The organism is Micromonospora sp. NPDC005197, assembly GCF_040608295.1.
Lineage (GTDB): Bacteria > Actinomycetota > Actinomycetes > Mycobacteriales > Micromonosporaceae > Micromonospora.
On record NZ_JBEXHY010000072.1, the window covers coordinates 16,105 to 29,151 of the forward strand.

The following is a 13,047-nucleotide window of genomic DNA, read 5'->3' on the forward strand; positions in this document are numbered from 1 at the left end:
CCCGCGCCCGCCGTGGAGGACCACCCCGTGACCCAGACTCCGACCAGGTCGGCCGCCCGCCGACGCCCGACCATGGTCGATGTCGCCCGGCACGCCGGGGTCAGCCTGAAGACGGTCTCCCGGGTGGTCAACGACGAGCCGGTGGGGCAGGAGCTGCTCGGCCGTGTGCTGGCCGCCATCGCCGAGCTGGGTTTCCGGCGCAACGACATCGCGCGCAACCTGCGCTCGCGGCAGCTCAACGCCACCGTCGGGCTGCTGATCGAGGAGATCGCCAACCCGTTCTACGCCACCATCGCGAGCGTCGCCGCCGAGATCGCCGCCGCGCACGGCACCATGTTGATCACCGCTTCCTCGGAGGAGGACCCGGAGCGGGAACGCGCCGTCCTCCAGGACTTCACCCAGCGTCGGGTCGACGGGCTGCTGGTGGTGCCGGCCGGTCCCGACCACTCGTTCCTGCGCCGCGAGGTCGAGCTGGGCATGCCGGTGGTCTTCCTGGACCGGCCGCCGCAGGGACTGGTCGCGGACGCCGTGCTGCTGGACAACCGAGGTGGCGGCCGGGCCGGGGTCGGCGCACTGCTCGACGAGGGGCACCGGCGGGTGGGTCTCCTGCTCGGCGCGCCGAGCGTCCCCACCATGCGTGAGCGGCTGGTCGGCGCGCGGGCCGCGCTGGCGGCTGCCGGAGTCGAGCCGGACGACTCGCTGGTCCGCGACCGCCTGATCGCTCCCGAGGACGCCGGCCGGGCGGTCGCCGCGCTGCTCGACCTCCCCGACCCGCCCACCGCGTTCTTCTGCGGCAACAACCGGCTCACCGTCGGCGCCCTCGCCGAGCTGCACCGCCGGGGCAGCGACGCGGCGTTGGTCGGCTTCGACGACTTCGAGCTGGCCCACCTGATGCCCCGGCCGTTGACGGTCGTCGGGTACGACACGCGGGAGCTGGCCCGCGTGGCGACGGAGCGCCTGTTCGAGCGGATCGCCGGCGACGACTCCCCGCCGTCGACGACGGTCCTCCCCACCCGCCTCCTACACCGAGGCCTCTCCTAACCAACCCACCCCCGGGGCGATCATGGACTTGTGGTGCCTCGCGTATGCCGCGAAGTGGTGGTAAACGCCCACCACAAGTCCATGATCGCCTCGGGCAGGGCAGCGGGTCAGGTTGCCGTGGTCAGGAGGGCTTCGACTTCTGCTCGGGTCGGAGGGCTGGCGCCTCGGCGGGCGCAGGTCAGCGCGGCCACCGTGGCCGCCTGGCTTAGCACCGTCGTCCACTGCGACTCGGTCACCGCGGCGAGCCGGTCGGCCGGCCGGTCACCGAGCGCGTCGATGTCGGCCAGCGCGGCCAGCAGGCCACCGGTGAACGAGTCGCCGGCGCCGACGGTGTCGACCACTGTGGTGCGTACCGCCGGTTGTTCGTGCAGTGAACCGTTCGGGGCGAGCAACCACGCGCCCTCGCCGCCCCGGGTGACCACCGCACAGGACACCCCGGCCTCGCGCCATTCGGCAAGCACGTCGCTTACCGAGCGGTCCGGGTAGAGCCAGGTCAGATCCTCGTCGCTGGCCTTGACCAGGTGCGCGAGGCGGATCTGGCGGCGTGTCCTCTCCTGCTCCGCGGCCCGGTCCGTGACGATGCTCGGGCGGAGGTTGAGGTCGATCGAGATGGTCAGCCCGTCACGGTCGCGTTCGCGGGAGAGCAGGCCCTCCAGCACCTGCGCGCCGGGCGCGAGCGCCAGCGCCAGCGACCCGGTGTGCAGGGCCGTCGCCGACGAGCCGGCCAGGTCGGGCAGCTCCTGCGGGGTCCACTGCCAGTCCGCCGCGCCGTCGAGTCGGAACTCGTAGCTGGCCTGCCCGGTGGTGTTCAGGGTGGCGACCGCCACCGAGGTGGGCTCCTCGGCGCGGACCGCCCACCGCAGGTCCACCCGGTTGGCCGCCAGGTACTCGGCGATCTGCCGGCCGTACTCGTCGGGGCCGATCCGGGCCAGCAGCCGCACCGGCTCGTCGAGCCGCGCCAGGGTGACCGCCACGTTCGCCGGGGACCCACCCGGCACCGCCCGCTGCCCCTCGGCGGTGACCACCAGGTCGATGAGGGCCTCGCCCGCCACCACGATCATGCGGTCACCGGGCCGGGGGCGAGCGGGCCGGGACCACCGAGCGCGCCGGCCGAGCGGGACAGCAGCACCGCCTGGTACGCGTGGTAGACGTCCGGCCGGCCGTGCCAGACCGTGTCGGCGGGCAGGTTCCGCTCGTCCAGCTCGTGCCGCCAGCCGGTGCCGTCGATCAGGTAGCGGCGCGCGTACGCCCAGAAGACCCGGTACCAGTCGGCGTAGACCGCGTCCCCGGTGCGGCGGTGCAGGGTGATCGCCGCGCCGATGGCCTCGGCCAGCACCCAGTGCATCCGGGAGCGGACCACCGGCCGGTCGTCCCAGTCGATCGTGTAGACGAAGCCGTCGGCGCCGTCGACCGCCCAGCCGCGCCGCACGGCGGCCGCGAAGAGGGTACGGGCGTCGGCGAGCAGCCAGCCCGGCGGCTGCGGCAGGACCGCCTCCAGCTCCAGCAGCAACCGGGCCCACTCCAGCCAGTGGCCCATCGTCGAGCCGTACGGCCGGAACGGGTCGGCGGGCTGGTCCCGGTTGTAGTCGAGCAGGGGCGTCCAGTCGGCCGTGAAGTGCTCGGGCAGCCGCCAGTCGTGCCGGGCGGCCTCGGTGTGCACGAGGTGGGTGGCGATCCGCAGGGCCCGGTCGGTCCAGCTCGCGTCGCCGGTGGCGGCGGCAGCGGCGAGGAACGCCTCGACCATGTGCATGCTGCTGTTGGCGCCGCGGTAGTCCTCGGTGACCGTCCAGTCCCGGTTCCACGATTCGCGGACCGCGCCCGCGTCGTCGTCCCAGAACCGGTCCCGCACCACGGCGAGCACGTCGGCGAGCAGGCGGTCCGCGCCGGGTCGTCCGGCCCGGGCGGCGCTGGACGCGGCGAGCAGCACGAACGCGTGGTCGTAGCCGGCCTTGCGCTCGTCGGTCGGCGTGCCCTGCTGGTCCACGGCACCGAACCAGCCGCCGTACCGGTCGTCGCGCAGCAGCGTGCTGAGCGCGGCGACGCCGTGGTCGACGAGGGCGGCGGCATCCGGGTCGCCGTTGCGGTGGGCGAGCGCGGCCACGTGGGTCATCCGGCAGGTGATCCACGTGTAGACAGGTTCGCCACGGTCCGGGGTGCGGTCGTCGGTGAGCCACCAGAACCCGCCCTCGGGGCGGACCGCGCGACGGGCCGTGTCGAGCAGCGTGTGGGTCTGGTCGGCGAGGAACCCGTCCAGGTCGGGCAGGTCGGGCGACCCGGCCGGGGCAGGGGTCGTTGCGGCGTCGGAGCGGGGCACGTCGGTCATCTCAGCTGGTCACCGTCGAGGAGCGAAGGGGCATACGGCAAGGATCGGCGGACGAACCGGGTCCGCGCCGGAAAACCCGCTTACGGTACGCCGGGAGCCGGCCGTCCGACCGCGGTGCGACACGGAGGGAATCAAGAGGGGCCATTATTCCCTTTTGTCCGTTGACATCGTTGTCACTCATCAACCCTGCTCCGGCAGCCGGGCCACTGTCAACTTCCGGTGCGCTGCGACTAGTAGTAGTTGTCGATCGGCTGACGCGCCTCGTCGAACAGCGCCGGCCCCTCGTAGCGGACCTGAGGCAGCGCCGGGGTGGCCGGCTTGACCTCCTCGAACTGCTCGCCGGACAGGGCGTACACCACCCGACCGAGGCCGGACCGGTCGATCGCTGTCGCGCACATCGGGCAGGGCTGGCAACTGGTGAACATGGTGGTGCGGGCGGCCACGTCGCGCGAGAGTTCCCGAGCGGCCCAACGGGCCAGCTTCAGTTCCGGATGAGCCGTGATGTCCGCGTCCGAGACCACGGTGTTGTGATCCTCGATCAGAACGGTGCCGTCGGCGTCGACAAGCAACGAGCCGAACGGCCGTTCGCCGGAGGCCCCCGCCTGGCTGGCGAGTTCGACGGCGCGGCGGAGAAAGGTCTCGTCCTCGGGTGTCATCGGTCCTCCTGAGATGAGTGGTACGCGGCCACGGCCGCAAGGGTCCGCCAGGCACGTTCGGGCTCGGGATCGGTGCCCGGGGCGAAGTTCGGTACGGTCACGCCAATCCGCACGGGTCCCACGCTAGCCACAGTGGACCCGGCACGCGAACACCGTGGTGGCACGGTGGATGCCACGGGAGGGCTGGATGGATCTGCCGGAGGGGCTGGGCTGGATACGGGGGTCAGCGGTCGGCCGGGCCTGGCTGGCCACACTTCCGACGTTGCTGGCGGAGTGCGCCGAGCGGTGGTCGCTGCGACTGGGCCCGCCCTTTGAGTACGCGTACGCCTCCCTGGCGCTCCCCGCCGACCTGCCCGACGGCACGGCGGCGGTGCTCAAGCTCCAGTTCCCGACCGGGGACAGCCAGCACGAGACCGACGCGCTGGCCCACTGGGACGGCGACGGCGCGGTCCGGCTGCTCGCGCACGACCCGCAACGGCACGCCCTTCTGGTGGAACGCTGCCAACCCGGCACGCCGCTGTACGAGCTGCCGCTGGACCGGGCACTGGACGCGGCGATCCACGTGCTGCCCCGACTCTGGCGGCCGGCCGGTACGCCGTTCACCCCGCTCACCGAGGAGGCCGCCGGCTGGCTCGACCGGATTCCCCGGAGCTGGGAACGGGCCGGCCGGCCGTACGAGCGGCGGCTGCTCGACGCGGCGTGCGCCCTGCTCGTCGACCTGGCGTCGAGCCAGGGCGAGCAGGTGCTCGTCAACCAGGACCTGCACGCCGGCAACATGCTCGCCGCCGACCGCGAGCCCTGGTTGGTGATCGACCCGAAGCCGCTGAGCGGTGAGCGGGAGTTCTCGGTCGTGCCGCTCGTGCGCGGTCAGGAGCTGGGCCACTCGCCGGCCGCCGTCCGGCACCGGCTGCACCGGCTCAGCACCGACCTCGGGCTGGACGCCGAGCGGGTCCGGGGTTGGACGATCGGCCACACGATGGCCTGGAGCATCGACGGCGAGGTCGTCTTTCCGCACCAGATCGAGGTGGTCCGCTGGCTGCTCGACGGCGACTGACGCCCGGCCGGCGGCCACGCTGGCCCCGCATCCCGCGATCAAGCGCGGGCGGCGGCCGGTCAGCCGGCCTGGCAGGTGCGGCACCAGTAGAGGTTGCGGCCGGCCAGTTCCCCGCGACTGACCTCGGTGCCGCAGATGTGGCAGGGCGCGCCGGGGCGGCGGTAGACGTACACCTCGCCGCCGTGGCGGTCGACCCGCGGCGGGCGGCCCATCGCCTCCGGCAGGTGCGCGTCGCGCACGGTGTCGATCCGCCCCTGCCGGAGGGCGAGGCGCATCAGCTCGACCAGGTCGACCCAGAGCGCGTCCCAGCCGGCGCGGGTCAGGTTGCGGCCCGGCATCGTCGGCGACAACCCGGCCCGGAACAGCGCCTCGGTCACGAAGATCAGCCCGGTGCCGGCCACCACCGACTGGTCCAGCAGCAGCGCCGCGAGGGGCGTGGGGCTGCGGGAGATCCGGGCGTACGCCCGCTCGGGGTCGGCGTCGGCGCGCAGCGGATCCGGCCCCAGGCGCTCGCGCAGGGCGGTGACCTCGGGCGGGGTGAACAGCTCGCAGGCGGTCGGCCCGCGCAGGTCGAGCCAGTGCCGGTCGCTGGCCAGCCGCAGTCGTACCTGGCCGACAGGCTCGGGCGGCTCCCCCGGCCCGTCGGTGAACTTCCCGTACAGGCCGAGGTGCACGTGCAGGGTCAGCTCGCCGGCGTAGTGGTGCAGCAGATGCTTGCCGTACGCCTCGGTGCTCTCCAGCACCGTGCCGGACAGCCGGGCCGCGCCCTCGGCGAAGCGGCCCTGCGGGCTGGCGGCGTGCAGCTTGTCCCCGGCGAACAGCTCGGCGTGCCGGGCCGCCAGGCGATGAATCGTGTGTCCCTCTGGCACGGGACCCAAGGATAGTCAGCGGCAGCCGGCCGGGCCGAATGAGCAGTGCGGTCACGTCAGCCCAGGCGCTGCTCCTTGACGTCGGCCACGAACGACGCCCAGGCGCGCGGAGGGAAGACCAGGGCGGCCCCGGACGGGGCCTTGCTGTCGCGTACGGCAACGACGCCGGGGAGGTTGTCGGCCACCTCGACGCAGTCACCGCCGCTCCCGCCGCTGCGGGTGCTCTTGCGCCAGGTGGCACCGGCCAGGTCAGTCATGATGCTCCTCGATGATCGAAGTGATCATTTTCTCTGATTCTGCCTCAGTCGACGCCAGCGTCTCCAGATCAGACCAGACATGTTCGAAGGCGGCCACCTCGGCTGGCTTGTCGAGATAGAGCGCTCCGGTGATGTTCTCCAGGTAGACGGTGGTCGGCTCGGTCGACGCCCTCCCGAACGCCTGCGGGAAGCCCAGCAGGACGAAGGTGCCGGTCTCGCTGGCCAGCGGCGGACCGGCGGCGAGCGGCAGCACCCGCAGGCTGACGTTCGGCAGCAGCGCCGCGTCGAGCAGGTGGCGCAACTGCCCCACCATCGCCCGCCGGTCGGGGATCGTGCGCCGCAGCACCGCTTCGCTCAGGACGACCCGCAGGACCGGCGCGGTGGGCAGCCGGCGGACGAGGATGCCCTGCCGTTGCAACCGGACCTCGACCAGCTTCTCCCGATCCTGGGCGCTCATGGTCGGGTTCTTGCGGCGGAAAAGCTCGCTGGCGTATTCGCGGGTTTGCAGGAGGCCGGGGATCAGCTCGGAGTCGTATCGGCGAATCAGACTCGCCGACGATTCCAGGCCGACGTACAGCGAGAACCACGACGGGACGACATCGCCGTAGGAATGCCACCACCCTTTGGCACGAGTCTCTTTCGCGAGCGCGGCGACGATCTCCCGCATATCTTCCGGCACCCGGTAGAGAGCGCACATCGCTCGGGCGTCCACCACGCGCACCGGGACCAGCCCCTTCTCGATGCGCCACACCTTCTGCCGCGAGCAGTCCAGCGCCGCGGCCGCGGCGTCCAGAGTCACCGAGGCGTGCTCGCGGAGCTGGGTGAGCAGCCGGCCGAGCTGTCGTCGAGGGACCGTGGACCCGCCTGTTTCATCCGTCATGCAACATCACCGCACCCTTCCTGCAACACCGATTGTTTCGCCCCGCACACATTTCTTTTCCATTCCTCGTGCGTCAATACGGCTTGAGAGTAGGGCGGGGTGGAGTTGTTGCACAAGGGGGCCAGCGTGGAACAGGCTGTCACGTATCGGGGGCCGGAAAAGAACGCCGGGAATGGCGTTGGCAGCAATTCGGCGGGAAGGATGCCGCGGTGCGCGTGTCGTACAACGAATACCTCTTGGTCACCGCGCTGACCCTCGCCCGCCGGCATCGGCCGGTCTGGAGCTGGACGCGCTGGCGCAGGGTGTGCCGCTGCGGCGCGGAGCTGCCCTGCCGGGTCCGCCACCGCATCCCGATCAACCGTGGGCACTGGCCGACGTGACCGAGCTCAGGCCCGGCGACCTCCTGCTGATCGGGGCGGCCTGCTCGGTGCAGTTCTCCGGCGACCGCGAGCTGCGGCTGCGACTGGTGAGCGTGGACGCGCGCCCCACGTACCACGGGTGGGTCTGGCTGACCGGCTACGTCCTGGACGCCAAGGGCCTGGCCGTCGACAAGCGGGAGCTGTACGTGCAGCGGGCCGGGCTGCGGGTGCTCCGCGCCGCCCCGGTGCCGGGCAGGTCGGTCCGCGCGTGATGGGCGTACCCGGAATTGGTGTCAGGAAACGCCCAACGGGGTAGTTGAGGGCGGTACCGCGTGGGTGCCACCCGTTTCGTCGGCCACCACGCATTCATCAGGAGGTGTGTAGTGGTCAGGATTCCTTCGCTGTCCCGCCGGTCCGAGCCGGCGCCGACGCGGGACGAGAACCTCGACGGGCGCGTCGACGGCAACGACACCCCGGTCGCCGACCGGGACAGCAGCACTGCGGTCACCGACACCGGCCGGTCCGACGACGTCACCGGCCGACCGGTGGCAACCGACCGGGACGCCGACCAGACGACGTACCGCAGCACGACGGCGACCGGCGACCAGGTCGGCGAGGCCGAGCGGCGTGCCGCGGAGCGCGCGGCCGTGGCCCGGGCCGCCACCGCCCGCCCGGTGGAGGGCGACTCCCGGCCCGGCGCGGTCCGGTCGGACGGTCCGACCCGGGCGAGCAGCGCCGCGGCGACCGCCCCGACCATCGAGCGCGACACCGACGTCGACCGCGACCGCACGACCCGACGCCCCGAGCGCGACACGGACCTCGACCGGACGACCCCGCGACCCGACCCGACGGACCGCGTCGCGACCGACCGCCCGGTCGACCCCACCCCCGGCCACACCGAGCCGGAGCCGCCGGTGACGCGCGGCCCGAAGCCACGGGCAAGCCTGCTCGCCACCCTCGGCCTGATCGTCTCCGTCGCCGGTGCGCTGTTCGTGTTGACCGGCACCCTGGCCGGGTACGGCATCGGGCTCGGCGCGTTCGGCGCGGTGCTCTCGGTGCTCGGCCTGATGGCCACCCGCCGCCGGCACGTCGCCGGCAAGACCGACGCCCTGTTCGGTGTGCTCATCGGCCTCGCGGCGGTGGTGATCGGCGTGCTGGCGATGACCGGTCAGTTCGACTGGCCGACCACCGACGGCGACTGGGTGCAGCGCTTCCGCGAGTGGCTCGACTCACAGTTTGTCGACCGTTTCTAGCGGGCACTTTTCGGCTCGCCGGTGATGCACCGGCGCGGCCGGCGGTTCGCCGGCAGCCCGCAGGTGGTTCACCGATCGGGCAACACCCTTTCAGGGGCGGCGATTCGCCGCCCCTGAAGTGTGTCCGGGGTCCGCACAGGCCGTCTCCAAGAGAAGACAGCGCGCGCACCCGCGCCTCCCTCCGCTCCCTCTCTTGAGCCCCTCTCCGCCTCCTTCTTTCTCTTCCTCCTCGCTCCTGCCTTCCGGCTCACCTTCCTCCTCCTTTCGTCCTTTGCTCTGCTTCACCCCAGGCAACACGTTGCGTCCGATTACCGGACGGCAGGTGTTGCCTCCGCTGAAGCAGAGCAAAGGATGCGCCCACTGCCCCCGCAGCCGGCCCGCACGTTGACCCGCAGACGGACGGTGTCACGCACACGGACGGTGTCGTCGCACAGGCCACGTCGGGTGACGCGGAGCACCAGTCAGCCCTGACCGGCCTATCTACGCAACGAATCGCGGCCGCGCAGGCCTCACACGCAACGGATCTGCGGTCTGCGCAAGTTCTGGTGGTGGATCCTGCCGGTCGCGCCGCATACCGTTGAGCAACGGCGCCAGCCCGTGGGCCACGGTGGCCGGGCGCGCCCGACCCCTGGGAGCAGGACAATGACGATGGACGCCACCAGCCAGCGCCTGTTGATGTGCCGGCCGACGTACTTCGCCGTCGACTACGCGATCAACCCGTGGATGGACCCGAGCGCTCCGGTCGACGCCGCGCTGGCCGTCCGACAGTGGGAGCAGCTGCGCCAGACGTACCTTGACCTGGGCCACACCGTCGAGGAGATCACTCCGGTGCCCGGCCTGCCCGACATGGTCTTCGCCGCCAACGGCGGCACCGTGATCGACGGCAAGGCGATGGCCGTGCAGTTCCGCGACCCGCAGCGCGCCGACGAGGCGCCGGCCTACCGGGCCTGGTTCGAGGCCGCCGGCTTCGAAATGTACGACCCGAAGCACGTCAACGAGGGCGAGGGTGACGTCCTGCTGGCCGGTGACCACCTGCTCGCCGGCACCGGCTTCCGCACGGCGCACGCCTCGCACGCCCAGTTGCAGGAGGTCTTCGGCTACCCGGTGATCACCATGCAGCTCGTCGACCCGCGCTTCTACCACCTGGACACCGCGCTGACCGTGCTCGACGAGCGGACCGTGGCGTACCTGCCGGAGGCGTTCTCCCCCGGCAGCCAGGCCGTGCTGCGCCGGCTCTTCCCCGACGCGGTGCACGCCACCATGGCCGACGCCGAGGTGCTGGGCCTGAACGCGGTCAGCGACGGACGGCACGTCGTGCTGCCCGCGCAGGCCACCGACCTGGCCGCCAAGCTGCGCGACCGGGGCTACGAGACCATCGGTGTCGACCTGTCCGAGCTGCTCAAGGCCGGCGGCGGACCGAAGTGCTGCACGCTGCGACTCCGTCAGGGAAAGGCAAGCAAGTGATCGTGGATGACATCCTGCGTACGCCGGGAGCGGTCCGGGACGCCGAGCGCTGGACGGCGCACAACTACCACCCGCTGCCGGTGGTCATCTCGTCCGCCGAGGGCGCCTGGCTCACCGACGTGGACGGCCGCCGCTACCTGGACTGCCTGGCCGGCTACTCGGCGCTGAACTTCGGCCACCGGCACCCGCAGCTCATCGCCGCCGCGCACGCGCAACTGGATCGGCTGACGCTGACCAGCCGCGCGTTCATCCACGACCAGTTCGCCGACTTCTGCCGGGAACTGGCCGAGCTGTGCGGCAAGGACCTCGTGCTGCCGATGAACACCGGCGCGGAGGCGGTGGAGACCGGGATCAAGGTGGCCCGCAAGTGGGGCTACCAGGTCAAGGGCGTCACCCCGGGCCAGGCCAACATCGTGGTCGCCGAGGGCAACTTCCACGGCCGGACGACCACCATCGTGAGCTTCTCCACCGACGAGGACGCCCGCGCCGACTTCGGGCCGTACACCCCGGGCTTCACTGTCGTGCCGTACGGCGACCTGGAGGCGCTGACCGCCGCGATCGACGAGAACACCGTGGCCGTGCTGCTGGAGCCGATCCAGGGCGAGCAGGGCGTGGTGGTGCCGCCGGAGGGCTACCTGCCGGGCGTACGCCAGGTCTGCACCGACCGGAACGTGCTCTTCATCGCCGACGAGATCCAGTCGGGTCTGGGGCGTACCGGTCGGACGTTCGCCTGTGACCACGAGGGCGTCGTGCCGGACATGTACCTGCTCGGCAAGGCGCTCGGCGGCGGCATCGTGCCCGTCTCCGCGGTGGCCGCGAACGCCGACGTGCTCGGCGTGCTCAAGCCCGGCCAGCACGGCTCCACCTTCGGCGGCAACCCCCTGGCGTGCGCGGTGGCGATCGAGGTCGTCCGGCTGCTGGCCACCGGCGAGTTCCAGCGCCGCTCGGCCGAGCTGGGCGAGCGGCTCCGGGCCGGCCTGGAAGGGCTGGTCGGCAAGGGCCTCGTCGAGGTACGCGTACGCGGCCTGTGGGCCGGTCTGGACATCGACCCGGCCCTGATGAGCGGCCGGGAGGCCTGCGAGCGCCTCGCCCAGCGCGGCATCCTCGCCAAGGACACCCACGGCTCCACCATTCGGCTCGCCCCACCCCTGGTCATCACCGAGGAAGAGATCGACCTCGCGGTGGCGCAGCTCGCGGCGGTACTGACCGCCTGACCCTCGCGTTGATCATGAAGTTATTGCCCGCTGCCGCGGCGTGTCGTGGCAATAACTTCATGATCAACCGGGGTCGGCGCGCTGGGGCGGCAATGGGTGGAGGGCGGGCGCCGAAACCCCCGGCGCCCGCCCTTTTGCGTTAGGGGCGGGGTAGGCGCATGGCCATCGTGGGGGCCTCGGCCATCACCGACGTGGGGGTGAACGGGGCGCCGGTTGGCAACTCCTCGGCGCGGCCGATCTGCACGCCGGGGTACAGCTCGATCATGTCGTTCTCGCCCAGCACCCGGGACTGCTGCGGGGCCAGGGGGATCCGGTCCGCCTCGTTCATCGACCCGGCCGGCCGGATGCCGGAGCCGTTGGTGCTGACGTCGGTCACGATGACCTCACCGACCCGCAGCTCGAAACGGACATGACCTCGGCTGATCCACCGCCGGGCCTCGTCGTTGAGCCACTGGCCGAGCATGATCCCGCCCTCCTGCTCGGGTGCCCGGCCGGCCACCACCGGCTGCTCCTCGCTCAGTACGAACCGCCGTCGCACCAGGCCACCCACGCGTACCGCGAGCACCTCCGTACGCGGACGCGGGCCGCCGTCGCCGAGCCGCGCGCCGTGTCGCGGGCAGGTCGGCACGCCGTTGCGCAGCGAGGGCGGCGGCTGCGCGGCCGGGCTGCGGTCCGCTCCGCCGGCCAGGTCGGCGAACGCGCCACCCCCGCCACCGCCGCCGAACAACGCGCAGCCCGACTCGGGGCAGCGCCACTGCCGGGCCAGCAGCTTCGCCCCGGTCGGCGAACGCTTGCCGGCCACCGGGGCGTGCCCGCCGCCGACATGCGCGATGAACACCGGCCCACCGGCGCCCGGCACCGGGGCGACCACCCGGCCGGGCTGCTCGACCAGCCACGGGAACCGCCCGCGCAGCCCGTCGAAGCGCACCCGGGTGAGCACCGGAAGGCCGAGCAGGTCGGCGACCTCCAGCATCCGGTCCCCCGGGTTGTCGAGCACCTCGACGAGCCCGTCGTCGGCCCAGCGGCGAACCACCATCCGCTCGTTCGAGGTCAGGTCGGCGTCGGAGAGCAGCGCCCGGTGCACCACGGCGTACACCTGGACGCTGTCCTCCTCCAGCTCGCGGGAGAGCGCGTCGATGACCATGCCGAGGCGCAGCAGGCTCGCCGGCCGGCCACCGTCGATGTCCTGGTAGCGGATGATCTCGGCCAGGTCGAGCACCGCGCGGGCCAGCGACGGGTCGGTGCAGACCCGCCCCTCGATGGCGTCCAGAACCTTGCTGATCTCGAATCTCATGCCGCACTCCGGACGATGTCGTCAATCCGCCGGGCCAGCTCGATGTCCCGGTGGGTGACCCCGCCGGCCGAGTGCGTGACACAGCGGAAGGTCAGGGTCCGCCATCGGATGTCGATGTCGGGATGGTGGTCGAGCTCCTCGGCCACCGCCGCCACCCGGTCCACGACCGCGATGGCGTCCGGGAAACTGCCGAGCTGAACGGTGCGGCCGATGCCGGTCGGGTCACCCGACCAGTCGGCCAACCCGCCCAGCTCTTTCCGCACCGCGTCCGCGGTGAGCAGGTCTGCCATGACCAGACCCTACCGGTGGCGCGTCCAGCGAGCCGTACGCGCCACCGCCAGTTGACGCACGCAGACGCCGGCGGGGCGGCATCACCCGATGCC

Annotated in this window: 15 protein-coding genes; 7 read left to right on the forward strand and 8 right to left on the reverse strand. The window is 72.2% G+C overall.

The genetic code is table 11. The annotated features are described in order from the left end of the window. Nucleotides 1–72: 72 nt before the first annotated feature. A complete protein-coding gene (locus ABZU46_RS21465) occupies nucleotides 73–1,041 on the forward strand; it encodes a LacI family DNA-binding transcriptional regulator (protein WP_354860480.1) in 969 nt (322 codons plus the stop codon). 107 nt (nucleotides 1,042–1,148) lie between these two features. Here ABZU46_RS21465 and ABZU46_RS21470 read toward each other — a convergent pair whose 3' ends face one another. The 3 genes from ABZU46_RS21470 to ABZU46_RS21480 all read right to left on the reverse strand — a co-directional run bounded on the left by ABZU46_RS21470 (nucleotide 1,149) and on the right by ABZU46_RS21480 (nucleotide 4,020). Further along, nucleotides 1,149–2,102, reverse strand: coding sequence for a carbohydrate kinase (locus tag ABZU46_RS21470; protein ID WP_354860459.1), 954 nt, complete (start codon nucleotides 2,100–2,102; stop codon nucleotides 1,149–1,151). Continuing rightward, nucleotides 2,099–3,364: an AGE family epimerase/isomerase gene (locus ABZU46_RS21475; RefSeq protein ID WP_354860460.1), complete on the reverse strand. Its 1,266-nt coding sequence runs from the start codon at nucleotides 3,362–3,364 to the stop codon at nucleotides 2,099–2,101. The genes ABZU46_RS21470 and ABZU46_RS21475 overlap by 4 nt, the downstream gene beginning before the upstream one ends. Before the next feature lie 230 nt (nucleotides 3,365–3,594). Beyond that, nucleotides 3,595–4,020, reverse strand: a complete 426-nt coding sequence (locus ABZU46_RS21480; protein WP_354860461.1) for a nucleoside deaminase — start codon at nucleotides 4,018–4,020, stop codon at nucleotides 3,595–3,597. Between the two features lie 187 nt (nucleotides 4,021–4,207). Between ABZU46_RS21480 and ABZU46_RS21485 the strand changes: the two genes are divergently transcribed. Continuing rightward, entirely contained in the window at nucleotides 4,208–5,074 is an 867-nt protein-coding gene (locus ABZU46_RS21485) for an aminoglycoside phosphotransferase family protein (protein WP_354860463.1), read from the forward strand. Between the two features lie 59 nt (nucleotides 5,075–5,133). Here ABZU46_RS21485 and ABZU46_RS21490 read toward each other — a convergent pair whose 3' ends face one another. From ABZU46_RS21490 to ABZU46_RS21500, 3 genes are read right to left on the reverse strand one after another with little or no spacing between them, the layout of a single operon-like run. Next, nucleotides 5,134–5,943, reverse strand: a complete 810-nt coding sequence (locus tag ABZU46_RS21490) for a DNA-formamidopyrimidine glycosylase family protein (RefSeq protein WP_354860464.1) — start codon at nucleotides 5,941–5,943, stop codon at nucleotides 5,134–5,136. Between the two features lie 56 nt (nucleotides 5,944–5,999). Next, nucleotides 6,000–6,200 carry a DUF397 domain-containing protein gene (locus ABZU46_RS21495; RefSeq protein ID WP_354860466.1) on the reverse strand — a complete coding sequence of 67 codons (201 nt, stop codon included), beginning with the start codon at nucleotides 6,198–6,200 and terminating at the stop codon, nucleotides 6,000–6,002. After that, nucleotides 6,193–7,080 (reverse strand): helix-turn-helix transcriptional regulator, encoded by an 888-nt coding sequence (locus ABZU46_RS21500; protein ID WP_354860468.1) that lies wholly within the window; start codon nucleotides 7,078–7,080, stop codon nucleotides 6,193–6,195. Before ABZU46_RS21500 ends, ABZU46_RS21495 begins: the two co-directional genes overlap by 8 nt. A 209-nt stretch (nucleotides 7,081–7,289) precedes the next feature. Between ABZU46_RS21500 and ABZU46_RS21505 the strand changes: the two genes are divergently transcribed. From ABZU46_RS21505 to rocD, 5 genes are all read left to right on the forward strand, one after another. Then, nucleotides 7,290–7,460, forward strand: coding sequence for a hypothetical protein (locus ABZU46_RS21505; RefSeq protein ID WP_354860470.1), 171 nt, complete (start codon nucleotides 7,290–7,292; stop codon nucleotides 7,458–7,460). Continuing rightward, nucleotides 7,457–7,711 (forward strand): hypothetical protein, encoded by a 255-nt coding sequence (locus tag ABZU46_RS21510; RefSeq protein ID WP_354860471.1) that lies wholly within the window; start codon nucleotides 7,457–7,459, stop codon nucleotides 7,709–7,711. The genes ABZU46_RS21505 and ABZU46_RS21510 overlap by 4 nt, the downstream gene beginning before the upstream one ends. Nucleotides 7,712–7,822: 111 nt before the next feature. Then, entirely contained in the window at nucleotides 7,823–8,692 is an 870-nt protein-coding gene (locus tag ABZU46_RS21515) for a sulfite exporter TauE/SafE family protein (protein WP_354860472.1), read from the forward strand. Nucleotides 8,693–9,340: 648 nt separating this feature from the next. Beyond that, nucleotides 9,341–10,156, forward strand: a complete 816-nt coding sequence (ddaH, locus tag ABZU46_RS21520; protein WP_354860482.1) for a dimethylargininase — start codon at nucleotides 9,341–9,343, stop codon at nucleotides 10,154–10,156. Next, a complete protein-coding gene (rocD, locus tag ABZU46_RS21525) occupies nucleotides 10,156–11,370 on the forward strand; it encodes an ornithine--oxo-acid transaminase (RefSeq protein WP_354860484.1) in 1,215 nt (404 codons plus the stop codon). The genes ddaH and rocD overlap by 1 nt, the downstream gene beginning before the upstream one ends. Nucleotides 11,371–11,509: 139 nt before the next feature. Here the strand turns inward: rocD and ABZU46_RS21530 are convergent, their stop codons facing one another. Together ABZU46_RS21530 and ABZU46_RS21535 are read right to left on the reverse strand one after the other, a co-directional pair. After that, nucleotides 11,510–12,664 (reverse strand): FHA domain-containing protein, encoded by a 1,155-nt coding sequence (locus tag ABZU46_RS21530; protein ID WP_354860473.1) that lies wholly within the window; start codon nucleotides 12,662–12,664, stop codon nucleotides 11,510–11,512. Further along, entirely contained in the window at nucleotides 12,661–12,954 is a 294-nt protein-coding gene (locus ABZU46_RS21535; RefSeq protein WP_354860475.1) for a 4a-hydroxytetrahydrobiopterin dehydratase, read from the reverse strand. Before ABZU46_RS21535 ends, ABZU46_RS21530 begins: the two co-directional genes overlap by 4 nt. Nucleotides 12,955–13,047 lie beyond the last annotated feature (93 nt).

Bases quoted from the DNA above. Each gene is read 5' to 3' on its own strand.
- ddaH (WP_354860482.1), top strand. From the start codon at position 9,341: ATGGACGCCACCAGCCAGCGCCTGTTGATGTGCCGGCCGACGTACTTC.
- ABZU46_RS21485 (WP_354860463.1), top strand. From the start codon at position 4,208: ATGGATCTGCCGGAGGGGCTGGGCTGGATACGGGGGTCAGCGGTCGGC.
- ABZU46_RS21475 (WP_354860460.1), bottom strand. From the start codon at position 3,364: ATGACCGACGTGCCCCGCTCCGACGCCGCAACGACCCCTGCCCCGGCC.
- ABZU46_RS21495 (WP_354860466.1), bottom strand. From the start codon at position 6,200: ATGACTGACCTGGCCGGTGCCACCTGGCGCAAGAGCACCCGCAGCGGC.
- ABZU46_RS21530 (WP_354860473.1), bottom strand. From the start codon at position 12,664: ATGAGATTCGAGATCAGCAAGGTTCTGGACGCCATCGAGGGGCGGGTC.
- ABZU46_RS21465 (WP_354860480.1), top strand. From the start codon at position 73: ATGGTCGATGTCGCCCGGCACGCCGGGGTCAGCCTGAAGACGGTCTCC.
- ABZU46_RS21535 (WP_354860475.1), bottom strand. From the start codon at position 12,954: ATGGCAGACCTGCTCACCGCGGACGCGGTGCGGAAAGAGCTGGGCGGG.
- ABZU46_RS21480 (WP_354860461.1), bottom strand. From the start codon at position 4,020: ATGACACCCGAGGACGAGACCTTTCTCCGCCGCGCCGTCGAACTCGCC.
- ABZU46_RS21470 (WP_354860459.1), bottom strand. From the start codon at position 2,102: ATGATCGTGGTGGCGGGCGAGGCCCTCATCGACCTGGTGGTCACCGCC.
- ABZU46_RS21500 (WP_354860468.1), bottom strand. From the start codon at position 7,080: ATGACGGATGAAACAGGCGGGTCCACGGTCCCTCGACGACAGCTCGGC.